This window comes from Haloarcula sp. CBA1115 (assembly GCF_000827835.1).
GTDB classification, from domain to species: domain Archaea; phylum Halobacteriota; class Halobacteria; order Halobacteriales; family Haloarculaceae; genus Haloarcula; species Haloarcula hispanica.
This window is the reverse complement of sequence record NZ_CP010529.1, coordinates 1,858,768-1,885,444: the sequence shown is the minus strand read 5'-3', so window position 1 is coordinate 1,885,444 and position 26,677 is coordinate 1,858,768. Positions and strand designations below refer to the sequence as shown.

Sequence of the window (26,677 nt, the reverse complement as noted above, 5' to 3'; positions counted from 1 at the left end):
GAGACCGGTACGGACCGACGAATAGTAATTTCCAAGCAACGCAGATACCGCAACGCGGCCACGCTAACGTTGTGACAGATCTGGCAACACACAGATCGTATTGTCGTGCTGTTTGACAGCGGTAGCTATTTTAGTGCCTTCAATTGCGGTTCCGCTGTGAGTCGGGCATCGCGAATTCGGGGTTGGACCGGCGACGCTGGGTACACTGGCTACGGTGCCTGTTATCCAGCATTCCCCCGTGACCCACCGGTCGTTCCATACCGTCGAACGACGCGGCACAGCGAAGGATGGGAAACGCGTAAGTATTGGGAATGAGATGAATCAAACGTATGACGCAGACGTATGAGAACTATATCGGCGGTGAGTGGACCGGGAGCGGAGAGACACAGGACGTCACGAACCCGGCAGACGAGACTGACGTCGTCAGCACGGTTCCGGTGGCCTCGGCGGCGGACGCCGACGAAGCGGTCGCGGCCGCGGCGGAAGCAACAGACGAATGGGGCGGAATGTCTGGCCCGGAGCGCGGCGTGCTCCTGCGTGAGACCGGTGAAATCCTGAAGTCCCGGAAAGACGAGCTTGCGGAGACGCTGACCCGCGAAGAGGGGAAACCGCTCGGCGAAGCCGAGGGCGAGGTACAGCGTGCGATTGATATCTTCTATTACTACGCGGAGAAGGCCCGCGACTTCGGCGGCACTGTCAAACAGCCAAGCGGCGGCCGCGCCGGTCTGCAGACGAAAAAAGAGCCGATGGGCGTCGCGGCGCTTATCACGCCGTGGAACTACCCCATCGCGATTCCGGCCTGGAAGATCGCCCCGGCGCTTGCGGTCGGCAACACCGTCGTCATCAAGCCCGCGATGCAGGCGCCGACCGTCGGCGCAATGATCGTCGAGGCGCTTGACGAGGCCGGTATTCCGGACGGCGCTATCAACCTGGTCTGTGGCCCCGGGAGCGAGGTCGGCGAGCGACTGACCACCCACGAGGATGTCGACGTAGTGTCGTTCACCGGCAGCGCGGCCGTCGGCGAGCACGTCTACGAACAGGCGACGAGCAACGGGAAGCGCGCGCAGGCAGAGATGGGCGGGAAGAACCCGACCGTTGTCATGCCGAGCGCCGACGTGGACAAAGCGGCCGACATCGTCGGAGCAGGGGCCTTCGGCGGCACGGGCCAGGCCTGTACGGCCACGTCCCGGGCCATCGTCCACGAGGACGTGTACGACGAGTTCCTCGACGCCGTCGTCGACTATGCAGAGTCGCTCGAGATCGGAAACGGCCTCGACCGGGCCGGCATGGGTCCCCACGTCAGTGAGGACGAGCTCGCGGGGAGCCTGGAGTACATCGACATCGCACAGTCGGAGGGAGCAACCCTCGAAACGGGCGGCGAAGAGCTCGCTGGTGGCGAGTACGACGCCGGGAACTTCATCTCGCCGGCCGTCTTCTCCGACGTCGAACCTGACATGCGCATCGCACAGGAAGAGGTGTTCGGGCCGGTGCTCGCCGTGATTCCTGTCTCCGACTTCGACGAAGGTGTCGAGGTCGCCAACGACATCGACTACGGGCTCTCGGCCAGCATCGTGACCGACCGAATCGAGGAGGAAAACGAGTTCATCGAGCGCTCCGAGTCTGGTGTGGTCAAGGTCAACGAGAAGACGACCGGACTGGAACTGCACGTTCCCTTCGGCGGCCTCAAGCGCTCCTCGACGAACACCTACCGCGAGCAGGGTGACGCCGGACTGGAGTTCTTCAGCTACATCAAGACGGTGTACCGCAACAGCTAATCGAGGCGGCCACCGTCGCTGACGGTGGAGTGTAGTTTCTGTTACAATAAAGTTATATAGTATTATTCTTAATATCCTGTTGCTCTTGTCCACCGCAAGAGCGAGCGTACAAAGTCATGGTCGTAGCCCAACCGGCCGACGATGGTGGAACGGTCCCAGCATCGACACTGTCTGTCCCGTACAGACGTTCCACTCTCGTTGTTAGCGCCCCGGCATCCGAAGCAAGTTTCACTACCGCGAAGTGCCACTAGCCGGCCCGGTCAGAATACGGCGAGAAACGGGACCGGTATCCGATTGGGCGCAGCGCCGTTCTGTCGTTGGCAGTCATTGTAGACACCCCGTGTGAACACAGCGAGCGGGGCGGAGCTTCGAAGCGGCCCCCTTGTCAAACGAACCGTGGCGCTCCGCCCTCGACAGTCCGTTCAGTATTATGGAATGTTCCCGTAACGGTTGTACTGTCGTTATTCTCGATACGGAAACCGGAGAGCGTAGACGAAGACAGTCCACAGACGGCCCGTGAAACAGTATTTTCCGCCCGGATTATCGACGGGTCGCTGTAGAATATCTGCGGGTGAGACTGTCATATCGTTCCATAATACCAAACATCTATGTCATCTGCTGGGACTAGTTTACTCAACAGACGAACTACCATTCGCTACTCTGGAACAGCGGGAGCTGACACGGGCGTGCCAACACAAAAGATAATATCCAGCCAGTCGATGGCAGTGGCATGAACGTTGACGCGCTCACGGGAGGATTCGACCGTCGAGACTGGCAGGAACAGACAGAGACCAACGATCCAGTACGGTTCGCGATGATCGGCGTCGGCTGGTGGACCACCGAACAGGCGATGCCCGCCGTCGACGCGGGGGACCTCTGTGAAACGACTGTGCTGGTCAGCAGTGACCGCGAGAAGGCGGCCGATGTGGCCGCTGATTCGGAGACAGTCGAACACGCGATCACCTACGAGGAGTTCCACGACGGGGCTGCGAGCGACGCGTACGACGCCGTCTACATTGTCACCCCGAACGCGCTCCACCTCCCCTACGTCGAGACGGCGGCAGAACTGGGGAAGGCAATCCTCTGTGAGAAGCCGATGGAGGCCACCATCGAGCGCGCCGAGCGAATGGTCGAGGTCTGTGACGAACACGACGCGACGCTGATGATCGCCTACCGGATGCACACCGAGCCAGCCGTCCGGCGGGCGAAAGACCTCATCGACGAAGGGTACATCGGCGAACCGCTGTTCGTCCACGGGAATATGACCGAGCCCATCCTCGAACTCGTCCCCGACCCCGACCAGTGGCGGCTGGACGGGGAGCTTTCCGGCGGCTGTGCCGTGATGGATATCGGCCTCTATCCGCTGAACACGAGCCGATTCCTGCTGGATGCCGACCCCGTGGCCGTCCGGGGGACTGTCGCATCGGTACAGGAAGAGTTCGCCGACGTGCCAGACGAACACGGCGCGTTCCAGTTAGATTTCCCCGGCCACATGTACGCGATGTGTACAGCCAGCCAGAACGCCCATCTCGACAGTCACATCTCCGTACTCGGAACCGAGGGCAAGGTCCGCGTCGAACCGGCCTTCTATCCCTGGGACGACCGCGCGCTCCAGCTTTCTCACGAGGGAACGACGGTCGACATCGACTTCGAACAGATCGATCAGATGGAAGAAGAGTTCGAGTACTTCGCCCACTGTCTGCTGACCGACACTGAGCCCTACGCCGACGGTGAACACGGCCTCGTCGACATCAACACGATCAAGGCAATCTACGAGGCCTCCGAGACGGAGTCGACAGTCACACTCGACTGAATGCGGTACGAGATTTTTTGACCCGGCCAGGCGTAGTTCGGCGCATGGTTCAGTCAACGTGGGACGACTGGTTCGTCCACGACGAGATAGAGGCGACAGACCCCGGCGATGGCGTCGTAATCTGGTATCTCGGCTGTAACGGCTTCGTACTCCGGTCGCAGTCGACGACGCTGTACATCGACCCCTACTTCGGGACTGGCGACCCGCCGAACCTCATCCGCATGATTCCGGTACCGATGGACCCCGCCGACGCGACCCAGTGTGATGCCACGCTCGTCACACATGAACACATCGACCACATGCACCCGCCGTCGTACGGCCCGCTGGTCGAGGACCTCGGAGCGGACCTGTATGCGCCGTCGGCGTCGTACGACTCTCCGGACTACGACGGTGAGATGCGGGTGCCCGACGAGAAGCGCAACGAAATCACCGTCGGCGACGAGTTCGCTGTCGGCGATTTCACCGTTCACGTTACTGGCACCAACGACCCCGACGCCATCGAACCGGTGGGGTACGTCATCAAGCACGACGCCGGGACGTTCTTCCACGCCGGCGATAGCCGGCCTGCCGAGGCGTTTGCCGACGTCGGCGAACAGTTCGACATCGACGTGGGCGCGCTGGCGTTTGGCACCGTCGGCTCTATCTACGAGCCCGAGCCGGACTGCGGTGTCAGAACGAAGTGGTACATGGACGAAAACGAGATTATCGAGGCCGCAAATCAGCTCCAGCTATCCCGGTTGCTCCCCTCACATCACGATATGTGGCAGGGCGAAGCCGGCGACCCGAAGGTGCTCCACGAGCACGCGGTGTCGTTCGACTACCCCCGAGTCATCGAACCGCTGTACATCGGCTGTTCGGTTCGGCTGGGTGAGGCCGGTATTCGCCGTATTGACGCGCTGGACTGAGTGAGACCGTGGTTCCGGTCGCTGCTGTGCCGGCCGCTCAAACAGAGACGGCGTATCTGTCGCGGGGTAGCTTTAATATCCCCACCACAGTATGTCCGGCAAATGTCGCCAACGATAACGAGGATCGAAAGCCGAGAGTTCGAGTACCCCCTTAATGACGTCGGGACCGACAAGCACGGCTTCAATCTGGTCTATGCGCCGGGCGAGACAACCACGCGGAAACTGTTCGGCGTACAGATTCACACTGACGAGGGAATCACGGGCGAGTACGTCGGCGGGAACTCGCCGGCAGCCGCCCAGTACAACATCATCGCGAAGTACCTCATCGGCAAGGACCCGCTGAAACGCGAGAAGCACTGGTCCGAATGCAAGCGCGCGCTCCGGAAGTACGACCGGATGGGCATCGGCCCAATCGACATCGCGCTGTGGGACTTCGCCGGCAAGTACTACGACGCACCGATTCACGAACTGCTGGGGACCTACCGCGAGCGTATCCCCACCTACGCGTCGACGTACCACGGCGACGACGCGGGCGGGCTGGACTCGCCCGAGGCCTTCGCCGACTTCGCCGAGGAGTGCCGCGACGAGGGCTTCGGCGGCTTCAAGATTCACGGCTGGGGCGGCGGCGACGACGCCCGAAGTCTCGACCGCGAAGTCGAGGCAGTCCACGCCGTCGGCGAAGCGGTTGGCGACGAGATGGACCTGATGCACGACCCTGCCTGCGAACTGGAGACGTTCGCCGACGCGCTGGAGCTGGGCCGGGCGCTCGATGAACAGGGCTTCTTCTGGTACGAGGACCCGTTCCGCGACGGCGGTATCTCACAGCACGCCCACAAGAAGCTGGCACAGAAACTCGACACGCCGATCCTCCAGACTGAACACATCCGCGGACTGGAAATCAAATCCGACTTCGCCGCAAGCGAGGCGACTGACTTCCTCCGAGCCGACCCCGAGTACGATGCAGGCATCACCGGCGCGATCAAGGTGGCTCGCATGGCCGAAGCGTACGGCCTCGACGTGGAGTTCCACGCACCCGGCCCCGCCCAGCGCCACTGCATCGCCGCCTGCCGGAACTCGAACTACTACGAGATGGCGCTGGTCCACCCGGACTGCCAGAACACCCAGCCGCCAGTGTACGAGGGCGGCTACTCCGACCTGATGGACGCCGTCGACGACGACGGGACAGTCAGCGTCCCCGACGGCCCCGGCCTGGGCGTGGAGTACGACTGGGACTACATCGAGGACAACACCACCGGGAGCGTCCACATCTACGAATAGCGGCACTGTTTTTCCCGGTAAGCGCACTCCGTCCGTTTTGACTGCCGCAGTAGCGAGCCGTCTCGTCGTTCGCGGGGACAGGCCGCCGAGCGTCGTCCTGTTGGGTCCCAGGCGAATACTTATGCCGGAATCGTCCGAACGGATAGTAGTTGATGACAGACGGAGACAGGACCCTGACCCGCCGGGAAACGCTCCGCGCAGCCGTCGCCCTCGGAGGGTCGACAGGGCTCGCAGCCTGCCTCGACCTGGAGGGGCAGCCAACGGAGGCGGGAGGGACAGACCGCGGTACCGACCGGCCGGCTGGCACCGAATCGGAGGCTGAACTACCGAGTCGACAGCACGCGTGGAACGAGTTCTCTCGAACCGACGAGCACGGGAATCCGGTGCCGGCTCGGCACCATGTGTTGTTGCTGGCCGACTATGTTGGCGACGGACCGGTCAATGATGGCGACCGGACACAAGCGGAGAACGCGTTTCGCGAGCTAGAGGAGACGTATCGGTGGGGGTCTGACGGGCTTCTGTTTACTGTCGGCTACTCCCCAGCGTACTTCGACCGGTATGACGAACCGCTCTCCGAGTTGGTCGACCTGCCACAGCCAGCGGCGCTGGCCCCTTTCGAGGACCCGTCGTTCGATACCCCGGATCTCCTCGTTCATCTGGCAAGCGACCACGCTTCGGCGGTGCTGGAGGCCAAGCAAGCGCTGTTCGGTGAGCTGGAGACCGCAAACGGGAGCGAAGTCACCGAAACCATAGACGGGACGGTCGAGTTGATCGACCGACGGACAGGGTTTATCGGTGCGGGGCTCCCGGCGGAACACGACGACGTGGATGGCGTTCCGGACGGCGCGGTCCCCGAAGATGCACCGCTTTTCATGGGTTTCAAATCGGGGTTTCGACAGAATCAGGCGACGGAAGACAGCGTAACGATCGCGGAGGGGCCGTTCGCGGGCGGGACCACGCAACACCTCTCACTGCTACACACGGAACTGGAACAGTGGTACAACCAAGACTCCCGGGAACAGCGCGTCGCCAAGATGTTCTCGGCGACGCACGCAGCGAAGAACCTGGTCGAGGGCGTGGGCGACAACCTCGGTGATTCGTCGCTCGTAGCGGAGACTGGCGTCGCTGACCGAGTCGAGGACGACGCATTTGAGAAGGGAGTGGTCGGGCACGCACAGAAACTCGCGCGTGCACGAGATGAGGGCGGTGACCCACGGCTCCTCCGGCGCGATTTCGCGACGGTAGACGATGGCCAAACCGGAGTACACTTCCTCAGTCTTCAGGAGGGCATAACGGACTTTATCCGGACCCGGAACGCCATGAACGGCGACGACGTTGCGAATGTCGGCGGCGTCGGTACGAAGAACAACAACGGGATACTGCAATACGTTACGACGGTTCGACGCGGGAACTACTTGCTCCCGCCCCGCTCGAAACGCTCGTTCCCCCGTCCGTCGTGACCCAGCCGGCCCCACAGTCCGCCCGAACGACGGCGACGGTCTATCCCTGACAAGGTTTTTTATCCTTTCCGAGAGCAGAGGGATACCATGTCGCCCAGGAGAAACCCGACGCGCCGGGACTTCATCGCTACGAGCGGGGTAGCACTTGGGGTGAGTGTCGCCGGCTGTGCAACGGGGGATGACGCCGCGGACGAGACCCCGTCCGAGGCTGCACCTGGCGGTACCGAATCGACGCCCGAGGGAACCGAACAGGGGCGGGGAAATGAGCTCCCGACAGCGTCTGCCCAGGAACGGCCATTAGTGCACATCCCGGCACATCAAGACGGGATGCGGATGGTCGGTATGGCGGAGGTAGGACCGTATATGGTGGCGATGTCCTATACACTGCTTCACGACTTCTGGATACTAACTGGCAAAGAGAAGAGTTACGTACAGATCGAGGACGGGCAGGGACTGCATCTCATGGCAACCGTGTGGGACCCGGAGTACAACCAGCGCATCCCGCTGGGTAGCCCGCCTGTCGAGGTTCGAGATGCCGCGAGCGGCGACAGTGTGACCGAAAAGTCGCTGTGGCCGATGCTGTCCCAGCAGATGGGCCCACACTTCGGGGACAACGTCGCGTTTCCGGAGGAGGGAGAGTACACGGTGCAACTCTCGTTTGACCCGGTCTCGGTGCGGCAGCTAGGGGAGTATCGCGGGAGATTCACCGACGCGGTGGACGCCGAGTTCGACCTGCTGTTCAGAACCGACATCACGAACAACATTCGCGAGCGGTTCGTCGACGAGGCGGGACAAGCGGGGGCGCTCGAACCGATGGAGACGGATATGCAGCCCGACGGAAGGCTGGCGGATGCAGCGTCGCTACCGGGTGAACACGGCGGGATCATCGAAAGTGGTGCTGCGGAATTTGTGGTGCAGGTGCTGCGTAGGGCTCCGGCCGGAATCGACAGCTCTGGTCCGTATCTCGCCGTGTCCGCTCGAACGCCGTACAACCAGTATCCCCTCCCGTTCATGGGTCTCCGAGCAACTGTGGCCAACGCCGGCGAGGAGGTCCGCGAGCCACTGAAGGCAGCCATTCACCCCGAACTGGGGTATCATTACGGTGCCCCGTTCTCTGCTATCGCGATGGGTGACGACGTGACGCTTTCGGTCGGGGCCCGCCACAGGTCGCGCGACATCGCGGCTACCAGACTGCGTTTCTGGAGTTCGACGACACGACGCTCACGCTCGGAGACGGGACGTAGGGGGCTACTCGGGGACACAGCGAGGAGACGACAGTTCTCACGCCAGACATGGCCTGGCCGTGTACTGTCAGCTACGATCGAGATGCAACTCCGGGCCAGAGTGCCACATCGGGAGAGAATCTGCTACCGCCGAGACGACGGAACCCGGCTACAACCATCGCACGGAAGGCGGGCGCTGGGATGCCAGACGACCGACGCCGAGAGAGCGCACGACGGCGATGCGGCCCAGTGTAGGACACGCCGCACACAGCGGCGAGACAATCATGGTCGGCCAAGCGAATCCATGTTTGTAGCTACTCTGTCTTGATTCGGCCTTCGACCGACGGCGAAATCGTCCCGTCCTCCTCGATTGCGTCCTCGACGATGACCGACAGCAGTTCGCCCTCGTTCGCGTCGATAATCCTCGGGGCGTCCTGGAACATCGTGTAGCTGTCGCCGCCTGTGGCGGTGAAGCCGTTCGTTGCGACGGTGTAGGTCGCTTCGGTGTCGAGTGGCTCACCACCGACTGTTACCTCCGTGACGCGGTCGCCCTTCGATTTGTCCGGGTCGTATGTGTAGCGCATACCGCTCACCTGCAGGAATCCGCCCCCGCCGGTCGAACTGAGCTCCAGTGCCTCGACCAGCGTTTCACCGGTGACCTCGATGGTCACCTGGTTGTTCCCGAACGGGAGGACGCTGTAGACCATTCGTCTCGTGATGTCCCCTTCGGGGTAGAGTTCGTCGGTCCGGATACCCCCACCGTTCTGGATTGCGACGTCCGCGTTGCCGTGGCTGCGGAGCGCATCGGCGATGTAATTCCCGAAGTTTGACTCCTCGGAGCGCACAGTGTCCTCGCGGGCATCGAGTGGGACGGTTGTCTCTCCGATGACGACGTCGAGCTCGTCGCTGAGCTTGCTTTCGTAGTTTTCGGCGATCTCGAGCACGCCCGGGTGCGGTTCGACGCGGCCCTCATCAACCGCGGCAGCGGTGTCGTACACCGTCAGGCTGTGGTCGGTTCGCTCCCCGTCTTCGACAGTGAGCGTCAGTTCGCCGAGGTAGTCGTACTCGTCGTCAACAAAGGAAAGCACCGTGTCGTTCACGACTTGGGGCTCCTCGGAGAACGTCGCGGCGTGGTCGCCGACGATGGCGTCGATACCGTCGACAGACTCCGCGAGCTCGACGGCGGCCGGGCTTGCCACGTGGGACAGCACGACGACAAGATCAGCGCCGTCGTCCCGCATTTCGGTCACGACTTCCTCGACCGGGGCTTCGAGGCCCGGGACCTCCGTCGTCTCGCCCATGGTGGTGATCGTCGGCGCTTCGACGTTGATTATGCCCGTGAGCCCGACAGTCACATCGCCGGCCGAAACGAGTTCGTACTGGCTCGCTCCCTGTTCAGCGCCGAACACGTCGCCCGTTTGTGCGTTGCGGGCGTTCGCGCTCACCCACTGGAAGTCGCTGTCGGAAATGCGGTCCCGCAACACGTCCGGCCCTCTGTCGAAGTCGTGGTTCCCGAACGTGTCGAACTCCAGCCCGCCCTCATTGAACGCGTCGACGATGTGTTTGCCGTCGAACTGTGCGGAGAGAATAGAGGTGGCCAGGTCGTCGCCGGATCCGACCTTTATCGAGTGGTCGTTGTTGTCCGCGATCTGATTCATCAGGTCGAAGTAGGTAGCGATGTTCGCCGCCTCTTCGAGGTCGCCATAACTGCCGTGGACGTGGGTGTCGTGGACGAGCGTCACCTCGCCCGTTGCAGGTTCAGATGTGCTCTCGGCCGTGCCAGATGAAGTCGTGGTCTCCTCAGCATCTGTAGATGCTTCGTCGGTCTGCTCGGTGCCGTTGTCGGAACTGGAAGCACAGCCGGCGATTCCCGCAACGCCGAGTGCAGCAGTAGCCGAGAGGAACTTCCGCCGGTCGACTGGTGTGTTCGTCGTATCGTTCTCCGATCGGTCCGCTGAAGCGGCTTCTAGGTCTTCTTTGTTGCTTCGTGACACAGCATACATTAGATTGAACGTTTATATAAAATGTTTGCTGGGTGCTAATTTGACGGAACTACAACAAATAATCCACACAGACGATGGTGTGGTAATATTGCACAAAGTGAATCACAGACTTGTGCCATATTGGCATTCGGTCGGCAATAGCACAGTAGCGCAAGTTCGGACACACTCGTGCTGCAGCGGTGGAGCAGTCCGCGCCTCAGTGGTCTGGTTTCCGTGGCTTCAGGCTGTCGGCTCATCGGATTTTCGCCCGAAGACAGTTTCACGGGTGTTATCAGGGCGTTGTAATAGCAGAACCGACACAGCAAGCGGCCGCTACTGCGTCGCGTAGGCTTGGAGGCCCGTCTCAAGGATGTCCCGGTATCGGTCGACGTCGATGTCGACAGCGACACGATTGTTGGGGTCGTTGTCGGTCGTGCCGTGCTCGTCACAGATGACGGCCCCGTGGCAGGGACCGCCGGTCGTGTCTACCTCAATGTGGTACTCCTCGAAGGTGAGTACCGATTCGTCGATGAGATCGGCGACGACGGCGGCGTCGTGGATAGCCGGTGCGTCGGCGAGCGGGTAGGTCCCGGAGTCGGGTCGGTAGTCGAGCCACTCGGCGATGGTTCCGCGGACGCCGTCGGCCGTGCGGAACTCCTCGATGAACTCGGGGGAGACGGTGGCGCGGTTGGTCACGTCCAGGCCGACCATCCGCGTGTTGGCGTCCTGCAGGACGCGGCTGGCCGCCGCGGGGTCGTTGTGGAAGTTGGCCTCGGCCATCGGCGTCACGTTCCCGGTCGTCATCGCCGCCCCACCCATGAGATAGATGTCCTCGACGAGGTCGGGTAACCGGGGCTCCTTGGCCAGTGCGATCGCCAGATTCGGAAGCGGACCGACGGCTGCGATCGTCAGTTCGTCCCCGTACTCGTGGGCGGCTTCGACGATTGCGTCGGCCCCGTGGATGTCCCGCGTGTCGCCGTCGGCGTCGGGGATGTCGCCGTGGAGCCCGTTCTCGCCGTGAATCCACTCGGCGGTCGTGAGATCGTCGACGAGCGGACGCCCACAGCCCCGGGACACCGGAACGTCGTAGCCACCGAGGCCCAGTATCGCGTGGGCGTTTCGCGTCGTGTTCTCGATAGTCGTGTTCCCGCAGACAGTCGAGAGACCGACAACGTCGATTGCATCGTGACCGAGCGCCATCGCCAGCATGACCGCGTCGTCGCAGCCAGGGTCCGTATCAAAGAAGACTTTGCGTGACATACCTCCGAAGTTCCGCCCATCGGGTCTTAAAAGCTGGTACGTACCGGTTGTGACACGGACACCGCCGGAGACAGACCTGTGGGCGATCTGTCGGGCCGTCGTCGCTACCACAATCCGTGTGTCGGAATGTGTGGCCGACAGACCAGGTGTGTCCGCCAAAGCCGTCTTATACTGCCCAAGCGGTGCGATACTGGGGGACAGCTGAGGGTTCATCCATCCCCGAAGTCCGGGCCACAGCTCAGGGGGAAAGTCGATCATTCGTTACGGAGAACAGTCAGTATCCGGCAACAGTGCGTCTATCATAAATTTTAACTATATAGTCACAATACTGTACAGGAAGTGATGGATAGAAATCACATACGGCCAGTACTACTCAGCGTACTACTCGTTTTGTCGGTTGTCAGCACCGGCTTCCTCGGAAGCGCCGCTGCTGCACCGAGCGAACAAAACGAGCTAGCAACGGCGAACAGTCAGACAGCAACACAGACGGCTTCGGCTGGTGGGGCGACCTGTCAGCTCGACGGGAGCTGTCCGGTTCCTGATGATTCCGTCGATCTCAACAACAGCGGTGCCGGCGTCGACGTGTTGATCGACGGGAGTCATCAGGGCTCGACATTCACGAAGTTCGCGAACCGACTCAGCGAACGCGGGTACGATGTCGACACGAAACGGTCGACGACCGGCGGGCTGACCTCGTGGAACAGTTCGGCCGCGAGCGGGCTGTCGGACTACGACGTGGTCATCATTCCCGTCCCCCAGACGGCCTATAGCGAGGCCGAGCAGGATGCAATCGACGAGTACGTCAGAAACGGCGGCAGCCTGTTCGTCGTCGGGGACTGGACCTCACCACTACAGGGCCACGCCGGCAAGCTCAACGACATCACCGACCCGTACGGCCTCCACTTCAACGGCGAGAGCGACAAGTGGCTCCGGAACGTTCAAGATCCGACCAACAAGACCGTCGAGGACTACGAGTGGCGGGTCATCCTGCACAACACGGGCCGCCATCCGATAATGAACAACGTCGACACCGTAGAGTACGACGGGGTCAGTCTCAACGTCACCGACACGGACAACGGGACGCAGGCCCCGTTGCTGTACGGTGACAGCGATACCTACGAGTACACTTACTCCACGACAGAGAAGGAGTACCCCCGTGGCGAGCGCATCGTTGGTGCGGCCGCGACGTGGGATATCGGTGACAACGGCCGCGTCGTCGCCTTCGGCAGTCAGAAGTCGCTCACGACGTATCTCACCGACGAGTGGCAGGCCGAACACCAGCAAACCGATACGCGGCCGTTCCTCTTCCGGACGGTGAAGTGGCTGGCCTCGTCGGGCCACGTCGAGCGACCGGACAAGCCGGTCGCCGTCACCGGCGAGCGAGTCAAGGGCGGCGAGACGCCAGCAAACGAGACGATTGTGCTGAAAAACAGCGAAGTCGCCGCCGCCATCGGTACCGAGACGAACGGACCCTTCGGCACGCTGCCGGGCGGTATCTACGACGCCAACGCGTACGGGCTGACGACCGACCAGATCGGTGTCGCCGAGTTCGCGTTCAACAACTTCGGGACGTGGCCCGTCTACGAGTCCTTCGAGCGCCAGAACGCAACCGGGCCAAACGGCGCGGCAGTCGTCACCGCGACTGGCCACGTCAGCACGAATCCGAACGTCTCGATTACGACGACGTACACGCTGCCAGCCAACTCCAGCCACATCTGGATCAACACCACGATGGAAAACGGCGGCGACCAGCGCCTCCCGATCAACGATTCCGAGCGCCTCCAGAGCGGGGCCGCACTGAGTTCCGAGGGGCAGTCGACCTGGCTCCCTGGCTCGGGAACGATCGAAGAGACGCGCTCGCCACCAGTGAGTGCCGACACGCTCGACCAGCCCTGGGCCGCGCTCACCGGTGACCGCGTGAGCTACGGCGTCTGGGGCGGGAACGGCTCATTTACCTCGTACACGGGGTCCACAACCTGGGTTGACCCGTGGCTCGAACACCGCCTCGACCCCGGCGAAACGCGGTCAGCGGAGTTCGCTTTCTTCGTCGGCGAAGATGGGTCAAGTAGCGCGACCAGCGAGTACTACAACAAGCAGCAGGGAACCGAGACAGGGACGGTGACCGGCAGCATCGAGAGTACGGACAACGAGTCCGTCTCACAGGCTACAGTCACCGCCTCGAAGGACGACCGTGCGTTCACCTACACCGTCGGCTCGGAGACCGGAACGTACGAACTCGAACTCCCCGCCGGCGAGTACACGCTGACGGCCGATGCCAGCGGGTTCGCAGCATCAGAGCCCAAGTCCGTCACCGTCAGCGGCGGCGAAGCGACAACCGCCGACTTCGACTCGCTAGAAGGACCGGCTCCCGTCAACGTCACCGCAACGATAGACGACGAGGGCGAGGTCAGCCCCGCCGATGCCCGGATTACGGTGCTCGACGGCGGCACCGCGGTCCAGACCGTCTACACCCGGACGACGCCGGCCGGCACAGCCTCGTTCCAGCTTCCGCCCGGTAACTACACCTTGGTGTTCAACCACGGGACGGGCTACATCGCCGAGCCGGTCGAGAAGAACATCTCGGTGACGCCCGGCGAATCGGTCAGCGTCAACGCGACGTTCACCGAGGAACTCGACCCAAGCGAACGCAACTGGGTCGGCATCGACCCCCACGCCCACAGCAGCGTCAGCTTCGACGGCAAGACGCCCATCGACAACTTCGTCGCCATTCAGAAATCGGCGGGCGTTGACGCAGTGTTCATCTCCGACCACAACGCCATCGGCGGCTGGGGGTCGATGCAGTCACAGGCACAGGAGCGCGACATCATGTTCGTCCGGAGTGAGGAGATCACCACGGGCGACCTCGGGCACTTCAACCCCTATCCGCTGCACGGCGAGGAGATGATTGATTCCGACGGGACCCTCGTGGAGTTCATCGAGGAGTCCCGCAGCCGACACAACGCGACGGTGTTCCAGATCAACCATCCGGGTGACCGCTTCGTCAGCCTCGACAGCGCGCCCGGACAGCACGAGGAGTACCTCCCGATGGTCGACGCCATCGAGGCGTACAACGGCCCGTACGGCGAGTCCGACGCAGCGAGCGTGCAGGGGCTGTTCACCCTCTGGAACAACGGCTACGACATCACGGCGACCGGGGTCAGCGACGACCACTGTTCGCAGTGCTTCCCGGCGAAATACGGGAGCGCCCGCACCCGGGCATACGTCGAAGGGACCGTCACGCCTGACAAGTGGGCCCAGTCAGTGAAAGACGGGCACACGTACGCGACGTACGGTCCGGCCGTCGAGTTCACCGTCGAGGACAGGATGCCTGGCGAGACCGTGAACACGACCGCCGGGTCGTCCGTAGAGGCGTCCGCAACGGTCCGGAACCTCGACGAACTGGCCTACGCCGAGGTCATTCGGAACGGCACGACCGTTTCGAACGTCACGCTCGACGGCACGAACGACACCATGAGCACCGATGTTGATATCGACGGGAACGCGTGGGTCGCCTTCCGTGTCGTCGACGAAGACGGCGACCGAGCGCTGACTAGCCCAGTCTGGATTTCGACCGACCAGCAGGCCGAATCCGGGACTGACGGCAACGGCGAATCCGGCGGCACTACGGGGACTGCAACGCCGGCGGACACCGAGGGCGAGTCAGCGGCAACAGCAGCGGATGACACTGCAACCGCGGAGTCGGAGACGACCGCCGCGTCCGGACCCGGGTTCACCGCCGTCGTCACACTGTTCGCGCTCGTCGGCGCGGCGCTGCTCGCAACACGACGGAGGACCTGATTCATGCGGGACACCAGCCAGCGACGGAGTCGGCGTGGGTTCCTCGGAACCCTCGCGCTGGCTGCGGCGACCAGCGCAGGCTGTAGCAGCCTCGGCGGGACGCAGAACAGCCAGTCGGACGACATCGGGGCCGGCGGCTCGACGCCAACGCCCGCGCAGGGAGACGATGGGCCACATCACGACGAGGCGCACGGCCACACGCACACAGACGGCAGTCACGACCATGGCGAGGGACACAGCCACGGCAACGAACACGCAGGTAGCGACGACGAAGCCGACGGTACTGCCGACACCGAACTGGCCGCGTTCGAGTCCAACCTGCGGAAGTGGTTCGTCGACATCGACTCGCTCGCCGTCGAAGACAGCCGCGTCAGGCTGACGTACGTCACGAAGAGCACGCGCGGCCACGAACTCGCGGCCGGCATCGAGACGGTCGTCGTCTCGTTCATCCAGGCGTACACGGACGACTGGGGGGTCGAGGGCCTCGACGCGGAGGTGATCGAGCCGTCCGGCGACGTGATGGGCTACTGGCGAACCGAATCGCGGTGGGTCGAACCGGTCGTCGAGGGCCACGAGACGCGGACCGCGCTCCTCGAACGGACGCTCGACACGTACCACGGCCGCCTCACTCGCGATCACGATCACGGGGAGGCTGGAACCGACCACGGCGAGAACGAAAGCACTCACCAGCACCACAACGGAACCGAGCACGCGGACCACTGACGGCGGCAGTGTCGTCACTGCCGTCACTGTCGTTCTGGTAGCGAGAAGCTAGGACGCTCAGGTCCGAAAAGCGCTCTATCGTCGTCAGACCTTCAGCAACGACAGCAGGCTGACGCCGACGTCGAAGTACTCGATGAGGCGATAGCCGACGAGGATTCCGAGGATACCCATGACACCGGCGAGATTCGGTGGGGCCGGAATGGGAACGTCAAGCAGTCCGAACACGACGCCGGTTGCGACGCCAGTCATCGTCGCGACGATAACGAGCGAGAGATTCATCGGTCGGTCACCGCTGTCCCACAGCGAGGAGCCACGCAGTCGCGTGTCGGAACGGCCCGAGAGCGACCAGTGGGTGTGTTTGATGTGTGTGTCATTGGTGCCGTAGAGAACGGGTTCGAGCGATAAGTATGCTCCTCATCGAGCCAGCAGTGGTGAGTAGTAGCACACACCAAGCCCGGACAGTGTTGCAAGGCCGAGAAGGACGCTCAGATATCTGAATTAGCGTCTTTTGTGTTTTTATCTCCAGATATCCACAGTATCTCAGGCTGATATGGCCGCATATACGATAGATAATAATAGAAGTCGGCTAGATAGAGAGAAGATGTGTATTCTGTAACCATACAGTGCATAGACAGAATAGAATAAGCAATAGACACAGATTGAGCGGCGCTGGTAGACCGAACACTGGCGACGACAACCAGAATAGCCTCCGGGAGGCTGGCGTTTATAAGCGAGCCACGGGAAGTGATGACGATGCAAGCCGTTCAGTTCGACAGTCACGGCGATCGTGATGTGCTCGAGTATGGCGAGTTTCCCGACCCCGAACCGGGCCGCGACGAGGTCGTCATCGACGTGAAGGCGGCCGCACTGAACCACCTCGACATCTGGACCCGTCGCGGGCTCCCCGGCATCGACCTCGATATGCCACACATCCCGGGGAGTGACGCCGCCGGGGTCGTCGACGAGGTGGGCGACGGCGTTTCGCGGTTCGAGCCGGGCGACCGCGTCGCCGTCCTCGCCGGCAAGAGCGGCGGTGGCGACGAGTTCACGCGGAAGGGCGACCCGACGCTCGCGCCTGATTTCCACATCATCGGCGAGCACGTCCGGGGTGTCCACAGCGAGTACGCCGCCGTGCCAGCGGAGAATCTCACGCCAGTCCCGGAGGGCGTCGACTGGGAGACGGCCGCCGCGTCGCCACTGGTGTTCCAGACCGCCTGGCGGATGCTCCGTGACCGCGGCGACCTGAAGGCCGGCGAGTCCGTTCTCGTTCTCGGTGCCTCCGGCGGTGTCGGCCACGCGGCCGTCCAGATAGCCGACCACGCCGGCGCTGAGGTGTTCGCCACTGCCAGCAGCCAGGAAAAGCTCGACTACGCCGAAGAACTGGGCGCGGACCACACCATCAACTACGAGGAGGCGGACTTCGCGAGCGAGATTCGGGACCTGACCGACGGCCGCGGCGTCGACATGGTTGTCGATCACATCGGCGCACAGACATGGCAGGACTCGCTCAAAAGCCTCGTCAAGGGCGGCCGGGTCGTCACCTGCGGCGCGACCACCGGCGGCAACCCGGAGACGGACATCAACCGCATCTTCTGGAACCAGTTGCAGGTCATCGGCTCGACGATGGCCACCCCGGGGCAGGCCGACGAAGTGCTTGATCTGGTCTGGCAAGGAGAGATGGAGCCGCGAGTCCGCGAGACGCTGCCGATGAGCGAGATCGCTCGGGCACACGAGATAATCGAGGACCGCGAAGGCTTCGGGAAGGTCGTCGTCGTTCCCGACAGCGAACTGTAGGGCCGCCCCCACATTTTTCTCGTTACTCCGCCCCGAAGCGGGCCGTTGCAAAGTCCTCGAAGGGAGCAGAGTACTGCATCAGCATCGTCCCGAGAATACTCATCACGAGCACGTAGGCGACAGTAAAGGAGTAGACGGCGTTGGCTAGCTCGGACGACAGCGACGTGCCTGCGCCGGTCAGTGCGACGGCGGCGATGATCAGAGAGAACTCGCCGCGAGTGACCATGCCGAGGCCGACGCGTATCGACCGACGGGGGTCGAGGTCGTACGCGCGGCCGCCCAGATAGCCCGACAGGATTTTCGTCGGCGTGGTGACGACGACAGCGGCGGCGACCAGCCCCGCGACGCTTGCGAACAATCGGGGGTCGGTCTCGACGCCGATCCAGAAGAAAAACACCGCCGCAAACGTGTCGCGGAGGGGCTCCAGCAGTCGTTCTAGCTTGTGCGTGTGAGTGGTCGGGGCAAAGGCCATCCCGATGAAGAACGCGGCGACGGCCTCGCTAACGCCGATAGCGAGGGCAAGTCCGGAGATGAAAACCGTGATACCGACGGCTCGCACCACAGTAAACTCGTTCGAGGTCGTCTGTAAGGCCCACTCAAACCATGGCGTCCCGTAACGGGCCAGCAGCAGGAGCGCGACGATGAATGAGAGCGCGACGCCGACAGAGGTCGCGGCGGCCCCGAGGTCGGACCCACCGGTGACGAGCGCGGCGGCGATTGTGAGATACACCGCGATGAACAGGTCCTCGAACACGAGCGTCCCGAGCAACGGGTCGGCCTCGTCGTTGGCGATCCAGCCGAGGTCGATGAGCGACTTCGTGATGATGGCCGACGAGGAGATGTAGACGATGCCGGCGACCAGAAAGGCCGCGAGCAGGTCGCGAAACAGCGCGAACCCGAGCAGGAGACCGGCACCGAAGTTGATGGCGAGGTCGATGGTCCCCGCTCTGGTGATGCGCTCCCAGCGGTCCAGCAGCCGGTCGAGATTGAACTCAAGCCCGAGGAAAAACAGCAGGAAGACGATACCGAGCTCCGCGCCGAGTTCGATGAACTCGGAGGACTCGACGACCGGGAGACCGTAGCCGGCGACGGAGAATTGCCCCGCAACCGACGGCGACAGCACCATCCCGAAGACGATGTAGAACGGAATCACCGACTTGTTCAGCCACACGGCGACGAGGGTAGCGACCGCGACGGCGGCGAACAACACACCGATACCGAGCAGGTCAGCCACGGCGGTAGCCTCCCAACGAGCCGGCTACAGGCATCTGTCTACAGCTCTCCGCCAAGGAGCTGCTCGAACCGCTCACAGTTGTCGCGTTCGCCGATGACGACGATTGTGTCACCGGCCTCGATTTCGGCGGTGGACGCGGGGGCGGCGATGACGTCGTCGTCGCGCTGTATCGCGACGACAGTGACGCCAGTCCGCTGACCGACATCAGCGCCGGCCAGCGTCTCACCGACCAGCGGTGAGTCGTCCTCGACTGCGTACCACTCGAGCAGCGTGCCCTCCGACAGCATCGTCTCGACGTGATTGGATTCGACCGGCTGGAAGTACGCGCCTTCGAGTATCGTGCCGACTATCCGAGCCATCCGGTCAGAGAGTTCGAGCAACTTCACAGAGTCGGCGTCCTCGCTCTCTCTCAGATACAGTTCGCGAGTGCCCGTGTTGTGGGTCACGACGACCAGTTGTTGGCCACCGCCGATGTCCACCTCGTGTTTCTTTCCCACGCCGGGCAGGTCACTCTCGGTCACGTCCATAGCCCGAGATTGCGGTCCAGCATCCATAAGACCCGGTGCCCGCTGCGCTGCACAGACGGTCGTCGATAGCCGGTACGACGGGGGACCCAAAGGTATTAGTGGGTTCCTGCCAACGTTCAGGCAAGCCAACTTTCGCTAAAACAACTCAGCTTGTTTTAGCGTTAGGAGCTACCAATGCCACACGACACACTCCTGCTCATCGGTCGGGACACGTCACGCGCTACGCCCTACGAGACACACGCTCGCCGTCTGCGCGAGCGCGGGGTAGCCACCGACGTGACGGTGCTGACCTACGACCACGAACCCCGTCGGGAGTTACGCGACGAACTGGTAGCCATCGATGCGGACCGGGTGTTTGCGCTCCCGATGACCGTCGCTCACGACCACACGACAGTCACGGACGTTCCGGCGGCGCTCGAGGAGGTCGACGCCGAGACGCATTACTGCGAACCGGTTGGGCGAAGCCCGCTGCTGACCGAAGCGCTCCGTGATCGTGCCGCCGCTGCGGTACCGGAAGCTGCCGATTCGTCCGTCGCACTCGTTGCCTTCGGCTCCAGCGGCAAGCCGTATCAGCGGCAGGTGACGGAGTACCACGCCGAGCGCCTGCGCGAGCGGTCGGCCTTCGGCGAGGTCGAACCGTGCTATCTGCTGCAAAACCCCGCCGTCGAATGTGTCAGGTACAACCTCACCCACGACCACGCCGTCGCCGTGCCGCTCTTTCTCGCGCCGACCGACGCAACTGAGACGCAGATTCCCGCCAAGCTCGACCTCGACAGAGGCGGGCTCGCCTACACTGACACGCTGGGCGACCATCCGCTCGTCACCGAGGCCGTCGCAACCGCCGTCGAGACGGCACGGACGATGGCCGACACGCGCACGCCACAGACGTTCGAGGCGACGCTGGCCGCCACAAACCGGCCGATGGCGACCGACGGCGAGGGCGATTAGGGCTGTCGCGGCGGCAGTGCCGAGCTCCCGTCGACGAGAGGAAGCGATTTGTACCCACGGTACATTCTGGCACGTAGATGGTTCGCCGACGAGTAGCGCAGACGCGGGAACAGGTCAAAGAGAAGCTGGTGACCGCGCTGATAGAGGACCACTCTCCGCGAGAGGTCGCGATGAGCTTCAGCGTCGGTGTGTTCCTCACCGCGCTACCGACGCTTGGCACTGGGTTCATCGCCTTTCTCGTCCTCGCGTACCTGTTCAGACAGCTCAGCAAGGTCGCGCTGTTTGCCTCGGTGCTGATACTCAATCCGCCAGTCAAGTGGGGCGTGTACGCGTCGAGCTTCTGGCTCGGCAACCGGATTCTGGGGCCGATACCCGGGCTGTCATTCGACGGTGTGTCGATGTCGATGGGCGGCGACGTGCTGGTCCGACTGTGGACGGGGAACATTATCCTGGCCATCGTGTTCGCTGCTATCGGGTACGTGCTGGCGTTCCGTCTGATAAACGAATACAGGCGGCGGCAGCAAGAGCCCGCCGCAGTTAGCTGACCGCAGTAAAACGGCCTCAGTCTCGCCGCACGACGAACACCGACAGGTCCGAGAACCGCGTGTCGTCCCTGCCGCCACCGCCAGCATCTTTGGCAAGATCGCCGAGCGTCGTCGCGGTCCGGTCCTCGTCGTCGTGGGTCAGTCGCTCGTAGACCAGCGCCGGCAGCTCGGGGTCGCCGCCAGCGTCCAGCAGTTCGGCTGCGACGTCTTCGGGCATCAGGTCGAAGGGGCGCGGCAACACGAGCAGGTGTCGGTCGCCCACGTCGCTCCGGAGCCGGTCGAGGTCGGTGGAGAGGTCGCCGCTCTTGTGGAGCGTCACAAAGGTCGTGTCCTCCATTGGCGTCCGGGCGCGACTGGCAGCCAGTTGCAGCGAGGAGATGCCCGGCACGATACGAACCGGCCGGTCGACGGCGCGCTGGACCTTCCCGACGAACTGGTAGCCCGAATGGTTCGGGTCACCCATCGCCACCGCAGTCCCACGCTCGCCGTCGGCCACGCGTTCGGCGAAAGTCTCCAGCGTGTCGAGTTCGTCCCGGTAGCCACAGGTCAGCAGGTCCGCGTCGGTCCGGTCGGCGACGAAGTCGACGACGGTTTCGAAGCCGACGACTACGTCAGCTTCGCGAATCGCCTGCTCACCGCGCGGCGTCAGGAAATCGAGGTTCCCCGGGCCGATGCCGACAGCGTGGACCGGCCGGTCGGCGTCGGGGTCCTCGGGCGCGCTCGCCGCGATGGCCGCTGGGTCCGGCCCGCTATCGAGGTCGTAGTCGTCGCTACTCATCGAGCGTGAGTTCCCCGTCTCGTACGTCTGAGGCTACGTGCACCAGTTCGTTCGTCAGCCCGGCGGCCAGTCCGCTCCCGCCGCGGCGGCCGACGTTCGTGATGGTCGGCACGCCGTGCTCGGCGGCGACCTCGCGGAGCCGCTCTCGGCTCTCGGCGGCCTTGACGAAGCCGACGGGCGTGGCGACGACGACCGCCGGGCGCGTGCCGTCCTCGATGCAGTCCGCCAGCGCGAGCGCGGCGGTCGGCGCGTTCCCGACGACGGCAATCGCCCCGTCGTAGACGCCCTGCTTGTCGAGTTCGAGCACTGACGCGGCCGTGCGGGTCATCCCGGTTTCGGCGGCCAGTTCCGCGCCGTTACCGATGGCCTTCTGGACCGGACAGTCGTGCCCGCGGCCGGTGATGCCGGCCTTGACCATCGTGATGTCGGTGACGATGGGTTGTTCATCGAGGACAGCGCGAGCCCCCGCACGGACCGGTTCGTCGTCGTCCGTCCCGGTGAACCGCATCAGGTGCTGGAACTCTGGGTCGCCGGTCGCGTGGACGGACTTCTGGCGGATGCGGTCGGCCAGCGTCTCGTCCGAAACGAGTTCGCGGACGCGGTCCATCGACGTCTCCGCGATATCCATCGCGTTCGAGGTGGTCGCGCCGAGGTCGGCGTACTCCTCGAAGTCGTCCTCGCTGTTCGTGTCGCCGTCTGTCGCGTCGTCTGTGTTAGTCGTCATCTGAGGTCACCTCTGTCGAATCGTTGCTGGAGCCAGCCCCGGCACGGGCCTCCAAATCACCGTCCACCTCCAGGTTCAGATCCCGCAGGCGGTCCCGCGTCTCGTCGTCGGCGTCCCAGAGCCCGCGGTCGATAGCTTCGAGTAGCGTGTCGGTGATCGAATCCAGCGCCCAGGGGTTCACGTCCCGGAGCCACTCCTGACGGTCCGCGTCGAAGGCGTAGCGTTCGGCCACGTCCTCCCACAGCGTGTCGCTGACCACGTCGGTCGTCGCGTCCCAGCCCAGCACCACGTCAACCGTCGTCGAGAGGTCCCCGGCTCCTTTGTAGCCGTGTTCCTCCATCGAGTCGAGCCACGAGGGGTTGAGCACGCGGGCGCGCATCGCCTTCCGGACCTTTTCCTCGTTGGTGTAGACGTCGACGTTGTCCGGATCCGAGGAGTCCCCGACGTAGGAGTTCGGCTCCTCGCCGGCGATTTCCGTGACTGCGGAGATGAAACCGCCGTGGAAGGCGTACCAGTCCGAGGAGTCGAACTCGTCCTGTTCGGCGGTGTCCTCGATTTTGACCGTCGCGTCGACCGAGGACAGGCGGCGCTCGAAGGCGTCGTGGGCGTCGCTGACCCGGCCCCGGGACCCCATCGCGTAGCCGCCCCACTGGACGTACACGTCGGCGAGGTCCGAGCGGTCGTCCCAGTTGCCCTCGTCGACGGCCTTGTTGGTCCCGGCACCGTAGCCGCCGGGGCGAGTGGTGAACACGCGGTGTTTCGCCGCGCTCTCGGCGTCGCCCTCGTCCATGCCGTCGGCGACAAGGTCGTTGGTCTCCTCCTCGACGTGTTTCTTCACGTAGTTCATCTCGTGCGGTTCGTCGAGGTCGACGACGGCGTCGACGGCGTCGTGGACGACCCCCGCTGCCGCCGGGAACGCATCGCGGAACAGCCCGGAGACCCGCGTCGTCACGTCGATGCGCGGGCGGCCGAGTTCCTCGAGCGGAATCGGCTCCACGTCCTCGACGCGGCCGGCGTCGGACCAGACCGGTTCGACGCCCATCAGCGCGAGCACCTGCGCAATTGTCTCGCCGCGGGTCCGAACCGTCGGCGTGCCCCAGACGACGACGCCGATTTCCTCGGGGTACTCGCCCTCGTCGGTCTCGTGCCGTTCCAGCACGCCGTCGGCGACCTCGCTGCCCACGTCCCACGCCGTCTTGGCCGGGACCTTCCGCGGGTCCAGTGTGTAGAAGTTTCTGGCTGTGGGGAGCAGGTCGACACCGCCACGGGTCGGCGCGCCGGAGCCGCCGGGTGGGACGTACTCGCCAGCCAGAGCATCGGCGGTGCGGGGAATCTCGTCGGCTGCGCCGGCCACCCGGGGGGCCGCCTCCTCGCAGATGTAGGCCAGCGCCTCGCGGAGGTCCTCGTGTGCGCCAGACCGCACGCGGGCATCCCCGAGCGGTTCGATGTCGACCACGAGAAGGTTCATATTCACCTCCGAGGTGTTGTCTTCGAGTTCGCTCTCGGGCACGTCGAAGTCGTGCTCGGCCAGCGTCCGGACGAGGTCTTTGCTGGTCTCGTGGACGTGGTCGGCGGCCTCGGCGTAGGTCATCCCCAGCGCCTCGTCGTACTCGCCGGGGGCGTTGCGCAGTTTGTCGTAATCGACGCCGAGCACGCCAGCGACGCTCTCGCGCAGGGACGGCGCGCCGGGGTTCTCGAGGCGCGTGAGCGCGACCAGGTAGTCGACCAGTCGGTCGTCGGCCGGCGGCTCGCCCATCGTGTGCAGCCCCTTCCGGATCTGCGTCGTCTTCACGTCGGTGAGGTACTCGTGGACCCGTTCGACGAGGGCGTCAATGTCGAGGTCGTCGCCAGCCACGTCACCCTCAGCGAGAGTCGACCCGGCTTCGTCAGGGCCACGTACGTCGGCCTTCTCGTCGATTTCGCCGGCGATGCCGAGTTCGACGGCGAGGTCCAGTTCGTCGACGGTCTGGCGGAGCTGCTCGGCGAGGTGCTCGCCGTCGTCGGTCCGGGCGTCTTCCATGCCGGCCTCGCGGTAGCGGTCGGCCAGTTCTTCCAGGTCGGCCAAGTCGTCGTAGGTCCCGGCATTGGCCATCACCGGGGTCAGGTAGTCGACAATGGCGGCGTAGGAGCGCCGCTTCGCCTGGGTCCCCTCGCCGGGGTTGTTGACGATGTAGGGGTAGACGTTCGGGATGTCGTCAATGAGCTGGTCCGGTGCGCTCTCGCCGTCCAGCCCGACAGTCTTGCCCGGCAGCCACTCCAGACTGCCGTGGGTCCCGAGGTGAACGACAGCGTCCGTCTCGTAGCTGTTGCGGAGCCAGCGGTAGAAGGCGACGTAGTCGTGGGGCGGCTGGAGGTCCGAGTCGTGGTACACTTTCGAGGGGTCCATGCCGAACCCGCGTGGGGGCTGGACCGTCACGAGCACGTTTCCGAACTCCACGCCGGGAATTGCGAACGGGCGCTCGGGCGGGTCGCCCCACTCCTCGACGACGTTCTCGCGGAAGTCCGCGTCCAGCGTCTCGAACCACTCGCCGTACTGGGCCGGCGAGACGGTGTCGACGCTCATCTCGCGCACGTCCTCGGGCGCGACCCAGCGGTCGTCCAGCGTCAGTTGGGCGGTGAGGCGTTCGACGAGGGACTGGCCGCTGTCGGGCATTGTGTCTCCCAAATCGTAGCCGCGACTGTCCAGTTCCTCCAAGAGGTTCACCGTGCTCTCGGGCGAGTCCAGCCCGAACGCGGTCCCGATACCGTCGTCGCTGGGCGGGTAGTTGTGGAGGACGACGGCGACCTGCTTCTCGTCGTTCGGGGTGTGGCGCAGTTCGGCCCAGTTGACCGCCAGCCGCGCGACGTGGTCGATGCGGTCGTCGATGGGGAAGTGCTGTTTCGGCGCGCTACCGATGCCGGCGTCGTCGTCGGTCCGCTCCTTGCCCGAGATGGGGTGCGTGATGACGTTGCCGTCGAACTCCGGCAGCGCGACCGAGAGCGCGAGTTCGAAGCCCATCACGCCCGTGTCGCTGCTGTCGTACCGGGACCGGGACCGCATCGTCGTCACGGTCTGGATGACCGGGACGCCGAGTTTGTCGAGGAACACGTCCTCGGCGCTCTGGCCTTCGTCGTCGGCGCTGCGGCCGCGTTCGTCCATCGACAGCGAGAACATGAACGACGAGCAGACTGCATCGACCAGCGGGTTGCCGTCGGCATTGAGGAGCCACTCCTCAGTGACCTGTTCGGCGTTCCACTGGCCCTCGGCGTCGGTCGCCGGTTCACAGAATATCGGGAGCGCGTTCGCCCCTTGGGCCTCAATGGCCCGGACCTGCGCGTCGACGTAGCGGGTGTTCTCGTGGGTCCAGTGGGACTCGTAGAACCAGACGGCGACGGTCGGTTTCGCCGGGTCGAACGTCGCCCGCAGGTCGTCGATGCTCGCGCCCGGATGGTCGGGATGGTAGACGCCCTCCGTCGGCAGCGTCACCGGGTCGTCGTAGGATGGGTCGGCGTGCCCGTACTGCGCCACCAGGTAGCGCACGCAGTTGGCGACGTTGCTCGCCCCGCCCTTCTCGAGGTAGTCGTAGACTGTCTCGCGGTGCTCGTCAGGAACCGACGTGTCCTCGAAGGCGAAGGCGTCGCCCGTCGCTTTCACCACGAGCGGGACGCCGGCCTCGCGCAACCGCTCGACGGCCATCTCGTAGCCGGGCATGCTGTCCTCGGCTCCGTGGAGCCACAGGATTACGGCGTCGGCGTCTGTCAGTTCGTCGACGAACGCCTCGACCGCTGGCTCGTCGTCGAGGTCGCTCTCCGAGCGCACGACGAGGTCGGCGTCGACCTCGTCCGCGGCCCGCTGGACGGCCCCGAGTTCGTTCTCCGTCGCGGTGTAGAGTCCTAGCTGTGGCATAACGTTATTAAATCTCCGTTTGCA

Annotated in this window: 19 protein-coding genes; 11 read left to right on the top strand and 8 right to left on the bottom strand. The window is 63.9% G+C overall.

Annotated features, from left to right (window positions below; genetic code table 11):
* The first annotated feature begins 329 nt into the window (after positions 1–329).
* From SG26_RS09355 to SG26_RS21940, 6 genes are all read left to right on the top strand, one after another.
* Positions 330–1,775 (top strand): aldehyde dehydrogenase family protein, encoded by a 1,446-nt coding sequence (locus tag SG26_RS09355; RefSeq protein WP_014039292.1) that lies wholly within the window; start codon positions 330–332, stop codon positions 1,773–1,775.
* Positions 1,776–2,505: 730 nt separating this feature from the next.
* Positions 2,506–3,588 (top strand): D-xylose 1-dehydrogenase Gfo6, encoded by a 1,083-nt coding sequence (gene gfo6 / locus SG26_RS09350; RefSeq protein ID WP_014039291.1) that lies wholly within the window; start codon positions 2,506–2,508, stop codon positions 3,586–3,588.
* A gap of 44 nt (positions 3,589–3,632) precedes the next feature.
* Positions 3,633–4,493 (top strand): MBL fold metallo-hydrolase, encoded by an 861-nt coding sequence (locus SG26_RS09345; RefSeq protein WP_050037441.1) that lies wholly within the window; start codon positions 3,633–3,635, stop codon positions 4,491–4,493.
* Between the two features lie 102 nt (positions 4,494–4,595).
* Positions 4,596–5,771: a mandelate racemase family protein gene (locus SG26_RS09340; RefSeq protein ID WP_014039289.1), complete on the top strand. Its 1,176-nt coding sequence runs from the start codon at positions 4,596–4,598 to the stop codon at positions 5,769–5,771.
* 152 nt (positions 5,772–5,923) lie between these two features.
* Positions 5,924–7,231, top strand: a complete 1,308-nt coding sequence (locus SG26_RS09335; RefSeq protein WP_050037440.1) for a Tat pathway signal protein — start codon at positions 5,924–5,926, stop codon at positions 7,229–7,231.
* A gap of 87 nt (positions 7,232–7,318) precedes the next feature.
* Positions 7,319–8,782, top strand: a complete 1,464-nt coding sequence (locus SG26_RS21940; RefSeq protein WP_255355506.1) for an iron transporter — start codon at positions 7,319–7,321, stop codon at positions 8,780–8,782.
* Here SG26_RS21940 and SG26_RS09325 read toward each other — a convergent pair.
* The gene (locus SG26_RS09325; protein ID WP_050037439.1) at positions 8,769–10,457 is read right to left on the bottom strand and encodes a bifunctional UDP-sugar hydrolase/5'-nucleotidase; all 1,689 of its coding nucleotides are present in this window, start codon (positions 10,455–10,457) and stop codon (positions 8,769–8,771) included. The two genes, SG26_RS21940 and SG26_RS09325, sit on opposite strands and share 14 nt — an antisense overlap.
* A 312-nt stretch (positions 10,458–10,769) precedes the next feature.
* The gene (locus SG26_RS09320; RefSeq protein ID WP_044951612.1) at positions 10,770–11,696 is read right to left on the bottom strand and encodes a nucleoside hydrolase; all 927 of its coding nucleotides are present in this window, start codon (positions 11,694–11,696) and stop codon (positions 10,770–10,772) included.
* A 342-nt stretch (positions 11,697–12,038) separates the two neighbouring features.
* Here SG26_RS09320 and SG26_RS09315 point away from each other — a divergent pair, with 342 nt between their 5' ends.
* Together SG26_RS09315 and SG26_RS09310 are read left to right on the top strand one after the other, a co-directional pair.
* Complete coding sequence (locus SG26_RS09315; protein WP_050037438.1) at positions 12,039–15,494, top strand: CehA/McbA family metallohydrolase; 3,456 nt, start codon at positions 12,039–12,041, stop codon at positions 15,492–15,494.
* 3 nt (positions 15,495–15,497) lie between these two features.
* Positions 15,498–16,217 carry a hypothetical protein gene (locus SG26_RS09310; RefSeq protein WP_014039283.1) on the top strand — a complete coding sequence of 240 codons (720 nt, stop codon included), beginning with the start codon at positions 15,498–15,500 and terminating at the stop codon, positions 16,215–16,217.
* An 84-nt stretch (positions 16,218–16,301) separates the two neighbouring features.
* Here the strand turns inward: SG26_RS09310 and SG26_RS09305 are convergent, their stop codons facing one another.
* Positions 16,302–16,496 (bottom strand): XapX domain-containing protein, encoded by a 195-nt coding sequence (locus SG26_RS09305; protein ID WP_004518274.1) that lies wholly within the window; start codon positions 16,494–16,496, stop codon positions 16,302–16,304.
* 474 nt (positions 16,497–16,970) lie between these two features.
* Here SG26_RS09305 and SG26_RS09300 point away from each other — a divergent pair, with 474 nt between their 5' ends.
* Positions 16,971–18,011, top strand: coding sequence for a zinc-binding dehydrogenase (locus SG26_RS09300; RefSeq protein WP_044951606.1), 1,041 nt, complete (start codon positions 16,971–16,973; stop codon positions 18,009–18,011).
* 22 nt (positions 18,012–18,033) lie between these two features.
* Here SG26_RS09300 and SG26_RS09295 read toward each other — a convergent pair whose 3' ends face one another.
* Positions 18,034–19,245 carry a cation:proton antiporter gene (locus SG26_RS09295; RefSeq protein ID WP_050037437.1) on the bottom strand — a complete coding sequence of 404 codons (1,212 nt, stop codon included), beginning with the start codon at positions 19,243–19,245 and terminating at the stop codon, positions 18,034–18,036.
* Positions 19,246–19,283: 38 nt separating this feature from the next.
* A complete protein-coding gene (locus tag SG26_RS09290; RefSeq protein WP_014039280.1) occupies positions 19,284–19,772 on the bottom strand; it encodes a cation:proton antiporter regulatory subunit in 489 nt (162 codons plus the stop codon).
* A 174-nt stretch (positions 19,773–19,946) separates the two neighbouring features.
* Between SG26_RS09290 and SG26_RS09285 the strand changes: the two genes are divergently transcribed.
* Together SG26_RS09285 and SG26_RS09280 are read left to right on the top strand one after the other, a co-directional pair.
* The gene (locus tag SG26_RS09285; RefSeq protein WP_050037436.1) at positions 19,947–20,720 is read left to right on the top strand and encodes a CbiX/SirB N-terminal domain-containing protein; all 774 of its coding nucleotides are present in this window, start codon (positions 19,947–19,949) and stop codon (positions 20,718–20,720) included.
* Between the two features lie 77 nt (positions 20,721–20,797).
* Positions 20,798–21,265 carry a DUF2062 domain-containing protein gene (locus tag SG26_RS09280; RefSeq protein ID WP_014039278.1) on the top strand — a complete coding sequence of 156 codons (468 nt, stop codon included), beginning with the start codon at positions 20,798–20,800 and terminating at the stop codon, positions 21,263–21,265.
* A 16-nt stretch (positions 21,266–21,281) separates the two neighbouring features.
* Here the strand turns inward: SG26_RS09280 and SG26_RS09275 are convergent, their stop codons facing one another.
* Genes SG26_RS09275 through cobN form a run of 3 tightly spaced genes read right to left on the bottom strand, consistent with a single transcriptional unit; the run spans position 21,282 to position 26,653 of the window.
* Entirely contained in the window at positions 21,282–22,043 is a 762-nt protein-coding gene (locus SG26_RS09275) for a cobalt-precorrin-7 (C(5))-methyltransferase (protein ID WP_050037435.1), read from the bottom strand.
* Positions 22,036–22,767, bottom strand: a complete 732-nt coding sequence (locus SG26_RS09270) for a precorrin-8X methylmutase (RefSeq protein ID WP_050037434.1) — start codon at positions 22,765–22,767, stop codon at positions 22,036–22,038. The genes SG26_RS09275 and SG26_RS09270 overlap by 8 nt, the downstream gene beginning before the upstream one ends.
* Complete coding sequence (gene cobN / locus SG26_RS09265) at positions 22,757–26,653, bottom strand: cobaltochelatase subunit CobN (RefSeq protein WP_050037433.1); 3,897 nt, start codon at positions 26,651–26,653, stop codon at positions 22,757–22,759. Before cobN ends, SG26_RS09270 begins: the two co-directional genes overlap by 11 nt.
* Positions 26,654–26,677: the final 24 nt, after the last annotated feature.

What these genes read in the sequence shown, in the direction of transcription:
- SG26_RS09355 (WP_014039292.1), top strand. Translation starts at nt 330, where the DNA reads ATGACGCAGACGTATGAGAACTATATCGGCGGTGAGTGGACCGGGAGC.
- gfo6 (WP_014039291.1), top strand. Translation starts at nt 2,506, where the DNA reads ATGAACGTTGACGCGCTCACGGGAGGATTCGACCGTCGAGACTGGCAG.
- SG26_RS09345 (WP_050037441.1), top strand. Translation starts at nt 3,633, where the DNA reads ATGGTTCAGTCAACGTGGGACGACTGGTTCGTCCACGACGAGATAGAG.
- SG26_RS09340 (WP_014039289.1), top strand. Translation starts at nt 4,596, where the DNA reads ATGTCGCCAACGATAACGAGGATCGAAAGCCGAGAGTTCGAGTACCCC.
- SG26_RS09335 (WP_050037440.1), top strand. Translation starts at nt 5,924, where the DNA reads ATGACAGACGGAGACAGGACCCTGACCCGCCGGGAAACGCTCCGCGCA.
- SG26_RS21940 (WP_255355506.1), top strand. Translation starts at nt 7,319, where the DNA reads ATGTCGCCCAGGAGAAACCCGACGCGCCGGGACTTCATCGCTACGAGC.
- SG26_RS09325 (WP_050037439.1), bottom strand. Translation starts at nt 10,457, where the DNA reads ATGTATGCTGTGTCACGAAGCAACAAAGAAGACCTAGAAGCCGCTTCA.
- SG26_RS09320 (WP_044951612.1), bottom strand. Translation starts at nt 11,696, where the DNA reads ATGTCACGCAAAGTCTTCTTTGATACGGACCCTGGCTGCGACGACGCG.
- SG26_RS09315 (WP_050037438.1), top strand. Translation starts at nt 12,039, where the DNA reads ATGGATAGAAATCACATACGGCCAGTACTACTCAGCGTACTACTCGTT.
- SG26_RS09310 (WP_014039283.1), top strand. Translation starts at nt 15,498, where the DNA reads ATGCGGGACACCAGCCAGCGACGGAGTCGGCGTGGGTTCCTCGGAACC.
- SG26_RS09305 (WP_004518274.1), bottom strand. Translation starts at nt 16,496, where the DNA reads ATGAATCTCTCGCTCGTTATCGTCGCGACGATGACTGGCGTCGCAACC.
- SG26_RS09300 (WP_044951606.1), top strand. Translation starts at nt 16,971, where the DNA reads ATGCAAGCCGTTCAGTTCGACAGTCACGGCGATCGTGATGTGCTCGAG.
- SG26_RS09290 (WP_014039280.1), bottom strand. Translation starts at nt 19,772, where the DNA reads ATGGACGTGACCGAGAGTGACCTGCCCGGCGTGGGAAAGAAACACGAG.
- SG26_RS09285 (WP_050037436.1), top strand. Translation starts at nt 19,947, where the DNA reads ATGCCACACGACACACTCCTGCTCATCGGTCGGGACACGTCACGCGCT.
- SG26_RS09280 (WP_014039278.1), top strand. Translation starts at nt 20,798, where the DNA reads ATGGTTCGCCGACGAGTAGCGCAGACGCGGGAACAGGTCAAAGAGAAG.
- SG26_RS09275 (WP_050037435.1), bottom strand. Translation starts at nt 22,043, where the DNA reads ATGAGTAGCGACGACTACGACCTCGATAGCGGGCCGGACCCAGCGGCC.
- SG26_RS09270 (WP_050037434.1), bottom strand. Translation starts at nt 22,767, where the DNA reads ATGACGACTAACACAGACGACGCGACAGACGGCGACACGAACAGCGAG.
- cobN (WP_050037433.1), bottom strand. Translation starts at nt 26,653, where the DNA reads ATGCCACAGCTAGGACTCTACACCGCGACGGAGAACGAACTCGGGGCC.